A 15,611-nucleotide genomic window follows, 5' to 3' on the forward strand; every position below is an offset into this window, starting at 1 on the left:
AAGTATTCACAGAAGCTAAAAAGGGCGATAAGGTAGCAATGGATATAATTGACGAAGCGTTAACTTATCTTGGAATTGGTATAGCAAACGCTGTTTCAATATTCGACCCTGAAATGATAGTTATCGGTGGAGGAGTAACACAAGCTGGCGATATAGTTTTTGATAAAGTTAGAGAAGTAGTTAACAAAAGATGCTTCACTGCTATGGCAGAAAGCACAAAAATACTTCCAGCAGGTTTAGGAACTGATGCTGGTGTTGTTGGTGCAGTTGCATTAGCATTATTAGAAATGGATAACTAAACTTTAATTAATACAGAAAAGCGATATCAGATTATCTGATATCGCTTTTATATTATCTATGATAATATAGATTCATAGTAAATATATTTTCTTTTTAATAGGGGTGATGTTTTGAAAGAAAAAATTATTAGAAAGATATTTAATGGAATGATTTATATACATATCCTTCACCACGCAAGTGAAGAAGCTTTTTATGGAAGCTGGATGATTGAAGAATTAAAAGGGCACGGATATAATATTAGTCCAGGAACTCTTTACCCAGTTTTAAAAGAGATGGTAGAACAAGGGCTTTTAGAAAAAGAGGAACGAATTGTTTCTGGAAAGATTCGAAAATACTATAAAACTACTAAAGAAGGAGATATACTTCTAAATAGTTTAAGAGAAAGTTTAAAAGAATTAACTAATAAAATCTAGTTGGTGTTTAGTGCCAACTAGATTTATTTTGCTTGAAAAACTAAATTTAGAATGTTATTATCAAATTGCGATATCGAATAATGATAACAACAAAGGGTGTGAAGGAAATGATAATAGAAGTTAAAGATTTAAGGTATGGATCAAAAAATGATGAAATAATAAAAGGGATATCTCTTTTTATTAATAAAGGAGATTGTTTATCTATTATAGGGTCTTCTGGTAGTGGTAAGAGTACATTTTTAAAATTACTTTCAGATTTAATTCCTATAGAATCAGGTGAGATATTATTTAAAGGAAAAGATTATAAAAGTTATAGTCCTTTAGAACTTAGAAAAGATATAAGGTATTTAGTTCAGCTTCCCTGTTTGTTTGGAGAAAAGGTTATAGATAATTTTAAACTTCCCTTTGAGATAGCAAATGAAACCTTTGATTTAGATAGGGTAAAACAAATGATAAAAAAGGTAAATTTAAATTATAATATTTTAGATAAAAACATTAATGATTTATCTGGAGGGGAAAAGCAAAGGATAGCTTTAGGAAGAGGGCTTTTATTTAAACCAGAAGTGCTTTTATTAGATGAAGCAACATCAGCTTTAGATAAAGAAAATACAGAAATTATAGAAAAGTACATAAAAGAGTTAAACGATGAAGGAATGACTATAGTTTGGGTAACTCATAATTTAGAGCAAAGCAAAAGAATTTTTAATAAGAGAATTACTATAGATTCTGGAACTATAAAAGATTTGGAGGAATTTTAAATGAGTATAAATTCACTTATATTAACAGCTATTCTTTTAGTTGTTCCTTTAATTGTTTCTTATAAACAAAAGTTAAATATAGAAAAAGATATAATTTATAGCGTAATTCGTGCAATAGTTCAACTTTTGATAGTTGGATATTTATTAGAATATATTTTTAATATAAAAAATACTATTGCAACTTTAATAATAGTTTTAATTATGATAGTAAATGCAGCCTTTAACACTAAAAAAAGAGGTAAAGGTATTGATAATATAGTTTTAATATCTTTTATATCACTTACTGTTGGAACGGTTATAACTCTTGGGACTTTAGTTTTAGTACATGCTATAGAAAATACTCCAAAAGATATGATACCAGTTGGAGGAATGATAGTTAGTAATTCTATGATAGCTATAGGACTTGCATATATGAATTTAAAATCTGGATTTAAAGAAAATAGAATACAAGTTGAGACTAAATTGTCTTTAGGGGCTGATATAAAGTTAGCATCAAAAGATATAATAAATAAAAGCATAAAACTTGCTATAGCACCTTCTATAGATTCAGCGAAGACTTTAGGAATAGTATCACTTCCAGGGATGATGACAGGTTTAATTTTAGGGGGAACTTCACCTATAATTGCAGTAAGGTTTCAAATAATGGTTACATTTATGATACTAGCATCAACGTCACTTTCAACTATTATTGCAATTTATATGTCTTATAAAAACTTTTATAATGATAGGTTACAAATAAAAGATATAGAATAAAAAGAAGAAGCCTTTTAAGGTTCTTCTTTTTTTGATGCTTCTATTTCTTTGTTTAAGAAATAAGAGATAATAGTTCTAATTAATACTATAGATGCTAAAAGTAATATATCTTTAAAACTAGGATTTATAATAGTTTCTATTATATCTGCGCAGATTAAAACTTCTAAGCTAAGTAATATATAAGAACCTAAATAGTTTTTAATAAAGATAATAGATTTAATTTTTTCATCAGTTGGACTTTTACGTAGTTCAGACTTTATAAAAGATATTAATGAAAAAATTACACCTATTAATAAAATTAATATAGATATTATGTTTATAAACCGTATTATTTCTTCTAAAATATAATTAATATCCAAATGAAATCAGTCCTTTATCTTAGTGTAATTTATATACAGTTTAAGGATATAATGGTTCATTGTCAAGAGATTAGAAAAGGAGAGGATAGATTTGTCAATAATTGCAACGGTGTTTTTGCCAGAAGGAATAGCTATGGCAGCAGATAGCAGATTAACAGGACTTACTACACATGAGGATGGAACTAAAGATAGAAGAACTTTAAGTGATAATTCACAAAAGTTATTTCTTATAAAGGATGGAACTATAGGTGTTTCTTGTTGTGGTGATGCAAAAATAGGAGGAAAATCCGTAGGAGATTTTATTAGAAGCTTTGAAATTGATTTAGTTAAAGAAGAGGATAATATAACAGATATAACTTATAAATTAAGGGATTATACTAAAGAAAAACACGGCAAAGGAGTAATTTATCATCTTTGTGGATACCATAATGATTTGCAATATGTATACAGCATAACTAGTGATTTAGAAATAATAAGACCAAATTTAAATAAAGAAAATAATATAGTTGCAGGAGCTTCTTTTGATGGAGAAACAGATATATTAATGGGGCTTATGACTTATAATAAAGGAATGAATATAGACTGGCAGTTTATGCAATTAAAAGATGGCATAGATTTTGCAGAGTTTATGGTTGATTTAACTATAAAAACTCAAAGGTTTAGTAAAGGACTTGCAACTTGTGGTGGTGCGATAGATCAATTAGTTATAACTAAAGACTATGCAAAATTTATAAAGCATAAAATATTGCATCCATAAATTGAAAGTATTTTTAAAAAGTAAGAACAAAGCGTAAATAATTTCAAAAGATATAGGTTTATGTTAAAAAGTGGTTAAATTATTAAGAAAAAATTACGAGAATAGGATAGGACGCTTAGGTATCACATTGAAATTTTACTAAAGATAAAATAATAAGAGTAATTAGAAGTCAAATTAAGAAATGAGTAGAACAATATGACTATTTGTGCTTAATAACTATAAATTAAGTTAATACGGATAAATTAGGGGAAATGATATTTAAAAGATACGGAAATCTGAAGGTATCATTAATTAATCTTAAACTGATATTAGAAGGAATTAATGGGGTAAATTAATTTATTATATATCTAATAGCAAAATCACTTTTATAGATTTAAGCAAAATTTAGTCTAAATTATTTATATATTTAATGTATGAGTTTTAAAATAAGATTTGAGAGTGAAATTTTATTTTAATTTATCAAAGTTTTGATCGGGGGACCAAAACTATAAATATATAAGAGTTAATTTAAACAGAAAATCAATACTAATCGTCCCGTTTAAATTTAGTGATTTTTAAAATTTAACTTATATTTATAGGGAATTCAATTACTTAAAATAGAAGGTGTTATTAAATAATTTAATAACACCTTTTTAACTATTGTGGCAAAGCCACTTATTTAATTTAATAGCCTAAATTTTCGGGAACTACTAGTATAGTAAACCTATCTTCAAATTTTCTACCGTTATTTACAATAGATACAAAGTTACAGATTCTATCTTTTACATCACAGTTTGAACAACTGCTAGATGAAGCGCAAGGAGTTTTGTGATTTATTCTCTTTGAGTTTAAAATAGCAACCTTTTCAATTCTTTTATATGCAGAATCTAAATCTGAAACTATTTTATTTACGCCTATTACGACTATTACCTTCTTAGGGCCAAATAACATTTGAGCTGCTCTATTTCCTGTAGAGTCCATATTTACGAGTTCTCCCTTTTTAGTTACAGCATTAGTACTTGTAACTAAAAAGTCTGCAAGAAGAGATTTTCTCATAATTTCAACCGTCTCAGAAAAAGGTACATCTTTGTATCTATCAAATAATTTATAATCATCACTTCTAAAGGTTTCTAATAAATTTAAACTATTTAAAGTTACAGAACCTCCAAGGGCTATAGATGAGCCTTTAGGAATGATATTTAAAATAGTAGACCTAGCCTCTTCTAAATCTTTACAGTATCTAGCGTTATAATATTTAGAGTTTAATATATCTACAATTTCTTTTGCATCGCATTCCATTTTCCACTTTATAATTTTATCCATAATAATCACCTCTAATTAAATAAAGTAGCAAATGTTATGCCAAAGCTAGTGTCATATTAAGTTATATATATTTACAAGTATTATAAAGATTAAAACTATATTGAAGAGTCTAGTTATAAATTTATCTGATACTGATTTATTAAGTTTATATCCTAAGAATCCTCCTAAAACTCCACCTACTATCATATAAGGCATAACCTTTAAATTATAGCTAGAAAATCCTGTAGTTAAGGCTATAGATAAGATTTTAGCGCCCTGTGAGAAAAATATTAAAATTATTGAGTTTCTAGCAGCATCTTTAGTATTCATACTAAATAGTAATGCAAATATAGCTACGTTTATAGGGCCACCACCTATTCCTAGGAAGGAAGCTAATGCACCTAAAATCAAACCAACTACAAAAATTAATATTAAGGATTTTACTTTAAATTCTTTTAATTTATCTTTATGGTTTATATATACGTAAACTACAGCAAGTAAAAAAATAAGCATAAGACTTTGAAGAATCGATACGCCTTTTGAATTACTAGATAAAGATAGCATAAATTTTAAAAGTTTTTCACCAAGGACTCCGCCTAAAGTAGAACCTAAAGCTATAGTTACAGTTGTTTTAAAATTAATAGGGTCTTTCATTTTAATTTGTTTTATAAGAGAAACAACTGCCATAGAAAAGATTGTTATTGAGGATAATAAAGTTACAGTTTTTAAATCAAACATATTAAATGATTCTAAAACAGGTTTTATTATAACCCCTCCACCTATTCCAGATGAGGCTCCTATAGTTGTTGCGATTATTGCTATTAAAAAGCAAATAATAATCATAATTTCACCTCTCTGATTTTCTTAAGGTTTTACGTATGCAAATCCTTCTTCTTGCTTTTTAATAAGCTCTAAAACACCAGCAGGTACAATTGTTATAAAATCTAATAGATCTTCTTTTCTTATATTTAAATTATTTAGTGTATTATTACAAGCTGCTATAACTACTCCTTTTTCTGATATATCTTCTAAAGCTTCTATAAAATGAGATTCTTTTGAAAAATCTTTAGTTAAAAATCTTATAGGATCATTATGAACTAAAAGCTCTATTTGAACCTGTTCACCTGAAGATAAAAGGTTTTTAATATTACCTAATGCGATTTTAAAATGGTCATTTTCATTTACGTGTAAAATTACTTTCATATTAAACATCTCCTTTAATTAAAAGCATAGTACAAAAGTTTGCTTTTAGTATTTCTAAACTTTAAATATTAGTTAAACAAAAAAATTTGTTATAATTATAATTAGAAATTTTAAGGGAGATGAGACTAAAGTGAATACAACAATTTATTTAACAAGACACGGACAAACAGAATGGAACATAGAGAAAAGACTTCAAGGAAGAGGAAACTCACCTTTAACAAAAGATGGAATAGATAGGGCAAAAGAGTTAAGAGAAAGAATTAAAGAAATAGAATTAGATGTTATTTATTCAAGTCCTATAGAAAGAGCATTACATACTGCAAACATAATAAAAGGAGAAAAGCAATTAGAAGTAATAACAGAAGATGGACTTATGGAAATGTGCTTTGGAGATTATGAAGGAAGAAAAACTGATGAGGTTATGAAAGAAAATCCAGAGTGGAATATAGATTTAATAATGCATGGAGATGTTAATCTTTCTGCACCTAATGGTGAAAACTTAGGAAGTGTTAGAACTAGAGTTAAAGATGCTATGGATAAAATTATTGAAGAAAATAGAGGGAAAAATGTTTTAATTGTAGCACATGGAATAACATTAAAAGCACTAATGCATTATTTTAAAGATGAGGAAGTAAATTCAGAAGTAATGGGACAAGCTACTCTAACTAAAATAATAGTAGATAAGGACAATAATTTTAATATTGAATTTAAAAATGATGATAGTCATTTTACAGTAAAAAATCAAAAATTGGGATGGTAGGAAGTCTTTTAGTATATAATTATAGTATATGAAAATTTAAAAAAGTGAGAAGGGATATTTATGAAATGCGAAATCCTATCAATAGGAACAGAGTTATTATTAGGTGATATATTAAATACTAATGCTCAGTTTTTAAGTAAAGAACTAGCTAATTTAGGGCTTGATGTTTACTATCAAGGAGTAGTTGGAGATAACAAAGAAAGAATTTTAAAAGCCTTTGAAGAGGGATTTAAAAGAAGTGAAATAATCTTAACTACAGGTGGGTTAGGTCCAACTAAAGACGATTTAACTAAAGAACTTGCAGCAGAGTATTTAGGGTTAGATTTAAAGCTTCATAAAGAAAGCTTAGAATCAATTAAAGATTATTTTAAAAAATTAGGAAGAGAATGTGTAAAAAGCAATGAAAAACAAGCATATTTTCCTGAGGAAGCTATAATTTTAAAAAATAATTTTGGAACTGCACCTGGTGCAATAATGAAAAAAGATAATAAAACAATAATCATACTTCCAGGACCTCCAAAAGAAATGAGACCTATGTTTTTAAATGAGGCTAGACCATATTTAGAGAAACTAACAGAAACTACTATAGTTTCAGATATTATAAGGATTTTTGGAGTAGGTGAGAGTAAGGTAGATGAACTTTTAGAAGATCTAATAAGAGATTCTAAAAATCCTACAGTTGCACCTTATGCAAAAGAAGGTGAAGTTATATTAAGAGTAACATCTAAAGGAAGTTCTAAAAAAGAATGTGAAGATTTAAATAAACCTGTTATTTCAAAAATCAAAGAGGTTTTAAAAGATAATGTTTATGGAATGGGAGAAGATCCTATTCAATTTGCTGTAGCTAAATCTTTAGTTTTAAAAGGTTTAACTATAGGTTCAGCTGAATCTTGCACAGGAGGACTTATAGCAGCTAGACTTATAGATTATCCTGGGGTTTCTAGTGCATTTTTAGAAGGTGCTGTAACTTACTCAAACGAAGCAAAGATCAGAACTTTAAAAGTTAAAGAAGAAACTCTAAATTCATTCGGTGCTGTAAGTGAAGAAACAGCAAAGGAAATGGCAGAAGGAATAGCAAAAAGATGCGGTTCTGATATTGGTATTTCTACAACTGGGATAGCAGGACCAGGAGGAGGCACAGAAGAAAAACCAGTAGGTTTAGTTTACATAGGGATATATGTAAAAGGTAAAGTATATGCTAAAAAGCATACATTTACAGGTAATAGGGAAGCTGTTAGAAATAGAGCTTGTATGACAGCTTTAGATATGGTAAGAAGAGAAATACTAAAGATTAAATAACAAAAAAACAACTCTCTTAACTGACGTAATTTAAGAGAGTTGTATATTTGTATATAAATAAAATGGGGGAGAGGCGATTAATTAATGAAGCAAATAGCCTCAGTAAAAAGTTTATCCAATTTTAAAAATAATATTCAAAGTAAAAGGAGTTTATATGAGAAATGTACTAAGAGCTAATAAATATTTTCTTATAATTTTAATATTAGAAGTATTTATGCCGATACCTTTAAGTTTTATTTATAAAATTCTAGGAATAACTGATATAAAACTTATGCTTGCTTTAAATCATTTTATGTTATTTATAGTTCCAGCAATTATTTATGTATTAGTTACAAAGTGCAACGTAAAAGAAACATTTAGATTCAAAAAGTTACCGATTAAAGATTTTTTCTTAGTTATACTTTTAGGTATAGGGTGTTTATTTATTACTAACTTTTTTGGACTTATAAGTGGGTTTATATTTGAAAATAATATAGGAGAGTTTATAACAAGTATAAATAGCAGTCCTTATATAATTTTATTATTATTAGTTGCTGTAATGCCTTCAATTACAGAAGAAATCACTTTAAGAGGAGTTATCTTATCTGGATATAACGAAAAGAGTAAATTTAAAGCAGCTTTAGTAAGTGGACTTTTCTTTGGAATGTTTCATTTAGACTTTCAACAATTCGTTTACGCTACTGTTTTAGGATTTATATTAGCTTATACAGTAAGAGTTACAGGAAGTATTTTTTCATCTATGATAATTCACTTTATAATAAACGGTACTTCAATTACTTTAAATAAATTAATGCAAGTAGTTTCGCCAGCATCTTTAGATAGTGCAGCAGATGTATCACTTAAAAATTTAGCTATAAACGAAAAGATAACTTTAGCTATAGGTGGATTGTTTTGGTTAGCTATAGGGATTTTAATTGCAGTATTTGTTTTAAGAAAGCTTCAAAGACTTAGTGATATAAGAAACGGAATAGTAAAAGAAATAGTTTATGATGAAGATTCTGTATTTACTTTAAGAGATGAGAAAGTAAATATCGAAGATAATAGAATGTTAAGAAAAGAGACAAGCAGAGAAAGAATAATAGATTGGCCTTTTGTTTTATCAATAGTCTTTTATCTAATAATAATGATAGTAATTCCATTTATAATAAGAAAAATTGTCTAAAAGGATTTCCCTTTTAGACAATTTTTTTTAGGCTTTAGTTATGTTATTTGAGTTTGAGTAAAAGTAGGTAAAGTCAGTTTTCTTAACCCAACCACGAGAGTTTATATTTGAATCTACAGGTAAAAGTACATAATACCAATATATCCCTAAATGATTTGCCCTATCTATAATTATTACCTCCATCTTTAAATTAGTTTTTAAAAGAATTGGAGAATTTAAAGTAGGTGCTAAAAGTATGTTTGAATTTTCATTTAAAATGCCTCTAGGCTCTTTAGGTAAAAGGAATTCTATTTCTAATTTTTCTTTAGAAGAAAAACTAGATTCATTTCCTCTAAATTTAGAATTACTGTCTTTTGGTAATTTCGAGCGTAAATTTGTTACGTGACTATTAGCTATGACAAGGTCACGTTTTAATCTCTTTAATTTATTTTCATAGGAAAAAACTACAAAGAGACTTCCTAAGATTAATAATCCAACTAATATCAAACAAAAAGTAAACATAAACTAACCTCTAAATTATTTCACAGTATAAATATATTTAATAAAATCATTAAAGATACCAAAAAAATTCAATTGACTTATACTGTGGTTATATTTTATCCTTAAAATTAAGAAAGGGCGTGTTATAAATTATGAAGAAAAAAGTAGCATTTGTTTGCGTGCATAATTCATGTAGATCTCAGATGGCTGAAGCTTTAGGCAGACTTTATGGAGAAGATGTATTTTTAAGTTATTCAGCTGGAACTGAAACTAAACCTGAAATTAATAAAGATGCAGTAAGATTAATTAAGGATTTATACGATATAGATATGAATGAAACTCAAAAGTCTAAGCTTTTAAGTGATATACCAGAAGTTGATGTAGTTATAAAGATGGGATGTAACGTTGTATGTCCATACGTTAAAGCAAGTCATACAGAGGACTGGGGCTTAGAAGACCCTACAGGAAAATCAGACGAGGAATTTATATTAATCATAAAATCTATTGAAGAAAAGATAAAAGATTTAAAATTTAGAATAGAAAATAATATAATTTAAATATAAAAAGTGGACAAACTGTTTGTCCACTTTTTGCTTTATAAAAGACTCATAACTTCTTTAAAGACTTTTGATATATCATCATTAATGATTAAATCTGCATTAGAATCAGCAGAAGTCGTACTTTTGTTAATTAAAACAAGGTTTTTACCTCTAAAGTAATTTATAAGACTAGCTGCTGGATACACAACTAAAGAAGTCCCTCCGATTATTAAAGTATCTGCTTTTGAAATTGCAGTAACTGCACCTTTAATAACATCATCATCTAAAGCTTCTTCATATAAAACCACATCAGGTTTAACTATACTGTAGCATTTAGTGCAAAGAGGAATGTCCTTTGAATTAAGTATAAAGTTAACATCATAAAAGGCATTACATTTAGTGCAGTAATTTCTATGGACAGAGCCGTGAAGTTCAAAAACATTTTTACTTCCTGCAGCTTGATGAAGCCCGTCGATATTTTGAGTAACTATAGCCTTAACTTTATTTATTTTTTCAAGCTTTGCTAAAGCTATATGACAATCATTAGGTTTAGCATCTTCATAGATAAGTTTAGCTCTATAAAAGTTAAAAAATTCTTTTGGGTATTTTAAATAGTAGCTATGAGACACTAACTGCTCAGGTGAAATAGTCATATTAAGCTTTTCATTAAAAAGACCATTAGCACTTCTAAAGTCAGGTATTCCACTTGCAGTAGAAACTCCAGCACCACCAAAGAATACAATATTATTACTATTTTTTATAATCTCAGATAATTCTTTTATTTTATTATCCATAATATCATCTCCGTATTTAAATTTATTATTTAATTATGACATAAAGAAATTATAAATCAAACAGATAGAGAAAACATATTTAGCTAAATGTAAATGATTACTGGATGTGTGGTATAATGAATTTTATGGAATATAGTATTAGGAGATAATTATAAATGTTTAAGGAAATAAAAAGAGAAGATTTAAATGAATTAGTAGATATTTATATAGAGGCTTTTAACGGAGAGCCTTGGAATGATAATTGGACTTATGAAACTGCAAGTAAAAGACTTGAAAATATGTTAGACGACAGTGGTTTTTATGGACTAAAACTTATAAAAGATAACGAGATAGTAGCGTTTATATTAGGACATGAAGAACAGTACTACGATGGAATAATGTTTAATATAAAAGAGTTTTGCGTTAGAAAGTCTATCCACGGTAATAATGTTGGAAGTAAGCTTTTAGAAGAATTTGAAGAAAATCTTAAAGAACGAGGAGTAAAAGAGATTGTTTTAATGACAAAAAGGCACGATAAAGCAGAAGGTTTCTATAATAGAAGAGGATATAAAACTTTAGAGCATCTTATATTTATGAGTAAAGAGAAATAAATTATCAATAGAGGCGCTTTAAAAAGATTTATAACTAATTTTGGTAAAACAAGGTCTGATATGGGAAAGGGATGTATAGAAAAAATTGATATAGAGTTTTTAAGTTGGATCTGGAATTTTAATAAAAACTACAGAATAGAATATTTGAAGATGATAAAAGAATCAAAGGGTAAAGATATATACATAGTTTCTTCAAGAAAAGAAGGAGAAGAACTACTAAATAAATTTAAAAGAGGTTAAGGTATGGAAATAAGAAAGGCAAAAAGAAAAGACATAGAATCATTAATAGAAAATAGAATAGAATTTTTATCTCTAATAAGAGATATTGACAATGAAGATGAACTTAGAGTAGCTTTAAAAGATTATTTAGAAAAACATATAGAAGATGATACTTTAGTAATTTATATAGGGCTTATAAACAATAAAATAGTAGCATCTGCAATACTTACTATATACGAAAGAATACCTACAGCAGCCTGTATTTCAGGAAAAATGGCTACACTTTTAAACGTATATACAGTAAAAGAGTATAGAAGAAAAGGTTTTGCAAAAGAAATAGTTAGAAATATATTAAGAGATGCAAAAGAAATAGGTGTTGTTAAAGTGCAACTAGAATATACTGATGATGGATATGAATTATATAGAGATTTAGGGTTTAGTCCACTAAATAGGGAGATGGCTATAATCTTAGAATAAATTTTAAGGAGTGGGGATATGAAGATAGCTGTAATTTATAAATCTAAATATGGAACTACAAAAAGGTATGCAAAATGGATAAGTGAAGAACTAAATGCAGACTTATTTGAAAACAATAATCTTAAAGCTGATACTTTTTTAGATTATGATGTAATAGTATACGGAGGAGGGCTATATGCAGGTGGAACAAGTGGATTAGATTTTATCATTAAAAATTACAACATGATAAAAGGTAAGAAGTTAATTGTATTCACTTGTGGACTTGCAGATCCAAACATTTTAGAAAATAAAGAAGCTATTTTAAGAAATACAGTAAGAACATTTAATGATGATATGAAAGATAATATTAAAATATTTAACTTAAGAGGCGGAATAGATTATAAAAAGCTATCTGTAATTCACAAAACTATGATGTATATGCTTAAGAAATCAATTAGTAAAAAGGAAGAATTAACTCCTGAAAATAATGAGTTTTTAGAGACGTATGGAAAGGTTGTAGATTTTACAGACAAAGGAAGTATAAAACCTATATTAGATTATATTAAAAAATAATTAGAAACTATTTGACAAATAAGCTCAAATTATGTATACTGATTAAGTAATCTAGTGATGATGGCGTAGAGGAAACACTCCTTCCCATTCCGAACAGGAAAGTTAAGCTCTACAGCGCCGATGGTACTGCACGGGAGACTGTGTGGGAGAGTAGGACGTTGCTAGGTCATCTGGCTCGATAGCTCAGTCGGTAGAGCAGAGGACTGAAAATCCTCGTGTCGCTGGTTCGATTCCTGCTCGAGCCACCAAAAAGCACTAACTTTAGTTAGTGCTTTTTTTACGTATAAAAATATAAAACAAAAGAATTATCCAAGTGGCAAAGGCCGCTTTTTATTTTAAATAAATTTATAAAAACTAAAGACAAATTTAAAGAGAGGGGATAAAATAAAGTTAAAAAGTAATGGAGGGTGATTACATTGATAAAAGAATGTTGTGTGGGAAATTATTTAGAGGCAAAAGAAGGTTTCTTAAGGGGCGCTAATAGAATAGAACTTTGTGATAATTTATTAGAAGGGGGAACTACTCCTAGTATAGGAACAATAAAAAAGGCAAAAGAAGATATTGATATTCCGATAAACGTAATAATAAGACCTAGAGGTGGAAACTTTACATATAATGAAGATGAGATTGAAATAATGTTAGAAGACATAAAGGTGTGTAAAGAGATTGGGGTAAATGGAATAGTATTTGGGATATTAGATGAGAATGGAAAAATAGATATTAAAAACAGTAAAAGACTTTTAGAAGAGGCAAAAGGATTAAATGCAACGTTCCATATGGCTTTTGACGAAATAAAAGATAAAAAAGAAGCTATAGATATTTTAGTAAGTTTAGGAGTGGATAGAATACTTACAAAAGGCGGAGAGAATAGTGCCTTAGAAAATCTAGATACAATAAAAGAACTTATAGAATATGCAGATGGTAAGATAATATTAATGCCAGGTGGCGGTGTCAATAAAGATAATTTTGAATATGTAATAAGTAAGACTAATTGCATTGAGGTTCATGGAACAAAAATCGTATAAAAGTATAAATATAAGAGAGTTATATAAATTATTTTATGTAACTCTCTATTTTTATGAATAAAATATATAAATAAGTACATAATATAATAATGGAAATTGATTAAAGAGTTATAAAATAACTCTTTACAAGATAAAGAAAAACTGTTAGAATTAGGACAAAGATAACTTAATGAATTTTAAATAGTTTAATAATCAAGCTTTAAGATTTGCTTAAGGAAGTATTAAGATTTAACAGTTACAATAATAGTATAAGGTTATGAGAATAATATTAGGAGTTGGTGTTGTTATGGGAGAAAAACTTAGAATGACGGATGAAGAATACGATAGGATATGTAAAGGGATTATTGTAGGGGTAGCTTTAGGAACTTTAGTTGGAGTGGTTAGAGGGAATGTTACCTTTTATTTCGCATTAGGTGGAGTATCAGGAATAATAGTATCAACAATTTATAATATGGTTAGAAAACACGATAAAAAAAGAATTCACAATTCAAATTTAGATTAATATAATATAATTAGAAAAATCTAAATTGAGGTTAGAAAATGGGTTTCATATCAATAGCGCTTATTATGATAATAATAGCAGTTATAGTTGGAGCAAATATAAATTGCAAAAACATAGATAAATATTTAGAAAAAGATATATTATATGATAAAGATACTTTAGATATTTTGAAAAGATATGAATTAATAACAGAAGAGCAATATAATGATATGATAGAAATCGTAAAAGATAATTTATAAAAATAAGCCATCTATTAGTTTTAATAGATGGCTTATTTTTATTTATATGTTTTCTATTTGCCAATCGATTTCTTTTTGATTAGTACTTTTTAAAAATTCGTTAGTTTTAGAAAATGGTCTAGAACCAAAAAATCCTCTAGAAGCAGATAAAGGACTTGGATGAACTGATTGAATAATAAAATGGTTTTTATTTGTTATAAGATCTTTTTTCTTTATTGCGTGAGCTCCCCATAATATAAATACGATTGGAGTTTCTTTTTTATTTAGAATCTTTATTATTTCATCTGTGAAGATAGACCAGCCTAAGTTTTTATGTGATGCTGCGCTATGTGCTTCTACAGTTAATGTTGTATTTAAAAGAAGTACCCCTTGATCAGCCCATTTTTTAAGATAACCGTTATTTGGGATGTAACACCCTAAATCAGTATTTAATTCTTTATATATATTTCTAAGAGAAGGTGGAGTTTTAACTCCTACATTTACTGAAAAACTTAATCCGTGAGCTTGGTTTGGTCCGTGGTATGGGTCCTGACCTAGTATTACAACTTTAGTATCTTCATAACTAGTATAATGAAGGGCGTTAAAAATATCATACATATTTGGATATATCGTTTTATTTTTATAAGCATCAATTAAAAAAGATCTTATCTTTTTATAGTAATCTTTTTGAAATTCGTCCTTTAATAAGTCTTGCCAATCATTTTTAAGTATCTCTTTCATTTAATTAAGCCTCCTTAAATCTGTCTTTTAGGCAATTATAACACAATAATTTCGTTCAGAATCTTCTAAATTTTCTATAAAAATATGAAAACACAACCTAGAGTATCAATATACATAAAAGTGAGTTATTTAATAAATTTAGGAGTATATTAAATATAATTTATGAAAATACTATATTTATACGAGTCGTATTTTATCGAAAATTATATAATAAATCCTGTCGCTGATGCAAAACGCAAACAAGCGATACGCTAAGTTTAAAGGTTAAAAACATTTTAATAAAAAGTGTTGACAACTTAAAACTTAAGTGTTAAGATAAGCAAGTCGCTTGAGTGCGACAGAGATTAAATGGTCTTTGAAAATTGAACAGATTTATATAATACAAAACCAGCAATTCTTTTTACGAATTTAAGTTTTAAGAGTACAGAT

General features: G+C 27.7%; 23 protein-coding genes, 1 tRNA gene and 1 rRNA gene. 18 read left to right on the forward strand and 7 right to left on the reverse strand.

Annotation, left to right across the window (positions count from 1 at the left end; all coding sequences use genetic code 11):
• The 4 genes from M4I33_RS15245 to fetB all read left to right on the forward strand — a co-directional run.
• Window positions 1-299: ROK family protein (locus M4I33_RS15245; protein WP_257917624.1), on the forward strand; the 299-nt coding region annotated here is incomplete at its 5' end.
• A 111-nt stretch (window positions 300-410) separates the two neighbouring features.
• Window positions 411-713 carry a PadR family transcriptional regulator gene (locus tag M4I33_RS15250; protein WP_257917625.1) on the forward strand — a complete coding sequence of 101 codons (303 nt, stop codon included), beginning with the start codon at window positions 411-413 and terminating at the stop codon, window positions 711-713.
• Window positions 714-820: 107 nt separating this feature from the next.
• Window positions 821-1,471, forward strand: coding sequence for an ATP-binding cassette domain-containing protein (locus M4I33_RS15255; protein ID WP_257917626.1), 651 nt, complete (start codon window positions 821-823; stop codon window positions 1,469-1,471).
• Complete coding sequence (gene fetB, locus M4I33_RS15260; RefSeq protein WP_194192580.1) at window positions 1,472-2,224, forward strand: iron export ABC transporter permease subunit FetB; 753 nt, start codon at window positions 1,472-1,474, stop codon at window positions 2,222-2,224.
• A 14-nt stretch (window positions 2,225-2,238) separates the two neighbouring features.
• Here fetB and M4I33_RS15265 read toward each other — a convergent pair whose 3' ends face one another.
• Window positions 2,239-2,583, reverse strand: a complete 345-nt coding sequence (locus tag M4I33_RS15265) for a DUF1622 domain-containing protein (protein ID WP_194192579.1) — start codon at window positions 2,581-2,583, stop codon at window positions 2,239-2,241.
• Window positions 2,584-2,674: 91 nt separating this feature from the next.
• On the opposite strand from M4I33_RS15265, the gene M4I33_RS15270 reads away from it, so the two are divergent.
• Entirely contained in the window at window positions 2,675-3,340 is a 666-nt protein-coding gene (locus tag M4I33_RS15270) for a hypothetical protein (RefSeq protein WP_257917627.1), read from the forward strand.
• Window positions 3,341-4,003: 663 nt separating this feature from the next.
• Here the strand turns inward: M4I33_RS15270 and M4I33_RS15275 are convergent.
• Genes M4I33_RS15275 through M4I33_RS15285 form a run of 3 tightly spaced genes read right to left on the reverse strand, consistent with a single transcriptional unit; the run spans window position 4,004 to window position 5,824 of the window.
• Window positions 4,004-4,642, reverse strand: coding sequence for a lactate utilization protein (locus M4I33_RS15275; RefSeq protein WP_257917628.1), 639 nt, complete (start codon window positions 4,640-4,642; stop codon window positions 4,004-4,006).
• Window positions 4,643-4,693: 51 nt separating this feature from the next.
• Window positions 4,694-5,464, reverse strand: coding sequence for a sulfite exporter TauE/SafE family protein (locus M4I33_RS15280; protein ID WP_257917629.1), 771 nt, complete (start codon window positions 5,462-5,464; stop codon window positions 4,694-4,696).
• A 21-nt stretch (window positions 5,465-5,485) separates the two neighbouring features.
• Complete coding sequence (locus M4I33_RS15285; RefSeq protein WP_257917630.1) at window positions 5,486-5,824, reverse strand: DsrE family protein; 339 nt, start codon at window positions 5,822-5,824, stop codon at window positions 5,486-5,488.
• A gap of 130 nt (window positions 5,825-5,954) precedes the next feature.
• Between M4I33_RS15285 and M4I33_RS15290 the strand changes: the two genes are divergently transcribed.
• The 3 genes from M4I33_RS15290 to M4I33_RS15300 all read left to right on the forward strand — a co-directional run bounded on the left by M4I33_RS15290 (window position 5,955) and on the right by M4I33_RS15300 (window position 9,045).
• A complete protein-coding gene (locus tag M4I33_RS15290; protein ID WP_257917631.1) occupies window positions 5,955-6,584 on the forward strand; it encodes a histidine phosphatase family protein in 630 nt (209 codons plus the stop codon).
• Between the two features lie 60 nt (window positions 6,585-6,644).
• Complete coding sequence (locus M4I33_RS15295) at window positions 6,645-7,883, forward strand: competence/damage-inducible protein A (RefSeq protein WP_257917632.1); 1,239 nt, start codon at window positions 6,645-6,647, stop codon at window positions 7,881-7,883.
• 154 nt (window positions 7,884-8,037) lie between these two features.
• Window positions 8,038-9,045: a CPBP family intramembrane glutamic endopeptidase gene (locus M4I33_RS15300; RefSeq protein ID WP_257917633.1), complete on the forward strand. Its 1,008-nt coding sequence runs from the start codon at window positions 8,038-8,040 to the stop codon at window positions 9,043-9,045.
• Between the two features lie 27 nt (window positions 9,046-9,072).
• On the opposite strand, the gene M4I33_RS15305 is transcribed toward M4I33_RS15300, so the two are convergent.
• Window positions 9,073-9,546, reverse strand: coding sequence for a hypothetical protein (locus M4I33_RS15305; RefSeq protein ID WP_257917634.1), 474 nt, complete (start codon window positions 9,544-9,546; stop codon window positions 9,073-9,075).
• A 131-nt stretch (window positions 9,547-9,677) separates the two neighbouring features.
• Here M4I33_RS15305 and M4I33_RS15310 point away from each other — a divergent pair, with 131 nt between their 5' ends.
• Window positions 9,678-10,082, forward strand: coding sequence for an arsenate reductase ArsC (locus tag M4I33_RS15310; RefSeq protein ID WP_257917635.1), 405 nt, complete (start codon window positions 9,678-9,680; stop codon window positions 10,080-10,082).
• 38 nt (window positions 10,083-10,120) lie between these two features.
• Here the strand turns inward: M4I33_RS15310 and M4I33_RS15315 are convergent, their stop codons facing one another.
• A complete protein-coding gene (locus tag M4I33_RS15315) occupies window positions 10,121-10,858 on the reverse strand; it encodes an NAD-dependent protein deacylase (protein WP_257917636.1) in 738 nt (245 codons plus the stop codon).
• Window positions 10,859-11,013: 155 nt separating this feature from the next.
• On the opposite strand from M4I33_RS15315, the gene M4I33_RS15320 reads away from it, so the two are divergent.
• The 9 genes from M4I33_RS15320 (at window position 11,014) to M4I33_RS15360 (ending at window position 14,462) form a co-directional block, all read left to right on the forward strand.
• Entirely contained in the window at window positions 11,014-11,448 is a 435-nt protein-coding gene (locus M4I33_RS15320; RefSeq protein WP_257917637.1) for a GNAT family N-acetyltransferase, read from the forward strand.
• A 60-nt stretch (window positions 11,449-11,508) separates the two neighbouring features.
• Window positions 11,509-11,688, forward strand: coding sequence for a hypothetical protein (locus tag M4I33_RS15325; RefSeq protein ID WP_257917638.1), 180 nt, complete (start codon window positions 11,509-11,511; stop codon window positions 11,686-11,688).
• A 3-nt stretch (window positions 11,689-11,691) separates the two neighbouring features.
• Window positions 11,692-12,144, forward strand: a complete 453-nt coding sequence (locus M4I33_RS15330; protein ID WP_257917639.1) for a GNAT family N-acetyltransferase — start codon at window positions 11,692-11,694, stop codon at window positions 12,142-12,144.
• Between the two features lie 18 nt (window positions 12,145-12,162).
• On the forward strand, window positions 12,163-12,696 hold the full coding sequence (locus tag M4I33_RS15335; protein WP_257917640.1) for a flavodoxin domain-containing protein: 534 nt from the start codon (window positions 12,163-12,165) through the stop codon (window positions 12,694-12,696).
• A 50-nt stretch (window positions 12,697-12,746) separates the two neighbouring features.
• Window positions 12,747-12,863: ribosomal RNA gene (gene rrf, locus M4I33_RS15340) — 5S ribosomal RNA — on the forward strand.
• A gap of 5 nt (window positions 12,864-12,868) precedes the next feature.
• A tRNA-Phe gene (locus M4I33_RS15345) sits at window positions 12,869-12,944 on the forward strand.
• A 162-nt stretch (window positions 12,945-13,106) separates the two neighbouring features.
• Window positions 13,107-13,721 carry a copper homeostasis protein CutC gene (locus M4I33_RS15350; protein WP_257917644.1) on the forward strand — a complete coding sequence of 205 codons (615 nt, stop codon included), beginning with the start codon at window positions 13,107-13,109 and terminating at the stop codon, window positions 13,719-13,721.
• A 256-nt stretch (window positions 13,722-13,977) separates the two neighbouring features.
• On the forward strand, window positions 13,978-14,223 hold the full coding sequence (locus M4I33_RS15355) for a hypothetical protein (protein WP_257917641.1): 246 nt from the start codon (window positions 13,978-13,980) through the stop codon (window positions 14,221-14,223).
• Window positions 14,224-14,261: 38 nt separating this feature from the next.
• The gene (locus tag M4I33_RS15360; protein WP_257917642.1) at window positions 14,262-14,462 is read left to right on the forward strand and encodes a hypothetical protein; all 201 of its coding nucleotides are present in this window, start codon (window positions 14,262-14,264) and stop codon (window positions 14,460-14,462) included.
• A gap of 42 nt (window positions 14,463-14,504) precedes the next feature.
• Here M4I33_RS15360 and M4I33_RS15365 read toward each other — a convergent pair whose 3' ends face one another.
• Entirely contained in the window at window positions 14,505-15,182 is a 678-nt protein-coding gene (locus tag M4I33_RS15365; RefSeq protein WP_257917643.1) for a uracil-DNA glycosylase, read from the reverse strand.
• Between the last annotated feature and the right edge of the window lie 429 nt (window positions 15,183-15,611).

Origin of the sequence: Clostridium sp. LY3-2 (assembly GCF_024705715.1) — a bacterium.
GTDB lineage: Bacteria > Bacillota > Clostridia > Clostridiales > Clostridiaceae > Clostridium.